This window comes from Bradyrhizobium sp. IC3195, from assembly GCF_020193585.1.
Taxonomy (GTDB): Bacteria; Pseudomonadota; Alphaproteobacteria; order Rhizobiales; family Xanthobacteraceae; genus Bradyrhizobium; species Bradyrhizobium yuanmingense.
On record NZ_JADYVG010000078.1, the window covers coordinates 1 to 1,031 of the forward strand.

The 1,031-nt window shown below is 59.7% G+C and carries 1 protein-coding gene; it reads right to left on the reverse strand.

Features of this window, described 5'->3' with window-relative positions:
• The coding region (locus I6F09_RS37170; protein WP_225190201.1) for an AMP-binding protein at nt 1-1,031 on the reverse strand (1,031 nt) is incomplete at both ends.

Below are 1,031 nucleotides of genomic sequence, written 5' to 3' on the forward strand. Positions count from 1 at the left end.
CGCCCACCGCGCCGAACGGCACAGGCGCGCCATGGCCATCCAGCAAGTACACCCGCGTGTTGGCGATTGGGCGCCCGATCGGGACCAATGACCCATTAAAATCAGCCGGGCAAGTCCAGATCGTCGCGAACGTCGTCGTCTCGGTGGGCCCGTAGCAGTTAATGAGACGTACGGGGCCCTTTTCCTTCAACAATCTCAAAAACGAGGCAAGATCACCGCACTCACCCCCACAGAGGAGGTGCTTCAGTTGCGCCAACGTCGGAGCAATCGTTGATGTATATTGGTTGAATAATGCTGTTGTTAGAAACAGTGTCGTCACCCGGTGCTGTTCAAGCGCGCGGGCAAAACTAAGAGTATCCCTGACGGTGGCGGCATGCATGGCAACAATGCAACCACCGTTAAGCAGCGGTGCCCATACTTCGAACGTGCTTGCGTCGAAGGCGGGATTGCCAGCCCATGCCACCCGATCTCCTGCATCGATCTTCACATACCCACTGTTGATCACGAGCCGATTGACGGCACGATGAGGAACAACAACTCCTTTGGGAAGGCCAGTTGAGCCGGAGGTGTACATGACGTAAGCGGCAGTTTCAGCGCTCAACGCCAGCCCAGGATCGGAACTACATCCCGTTCCAGCTATGAGCGGCCCAATAGTACGAACAGGTATCGTCGCCTCAACCAGATCATCAGCGCAAAGCACCAAGCGTGCAGCACAATCGGCCATCAGCAATTCTTGTCGTGCCGGCGGAAGGGCGCGATCGATCGGTACATACACGCCGCCGGCCTTCAGAATTGCCAGCTGCGCCACCAGAAGAGCGACGGAGCGGTCCAGCACTGTGGCAATGCGATCCCCAGGTTTGGCCCCGAGGGCGATCAGGTGATGCGCCAGGCGGTTGGCCCGCGCATTGAGCTCGCCGTAGCTCAGCTGCTCATCTTCGCAGACCACCGCCACCGCATCCGGCGCCTTGTGCACCTGCGCCTCGAACAGCTCGTGGATGCACCGCTCCGCAGGATACGGCGCCGCCGTCCGG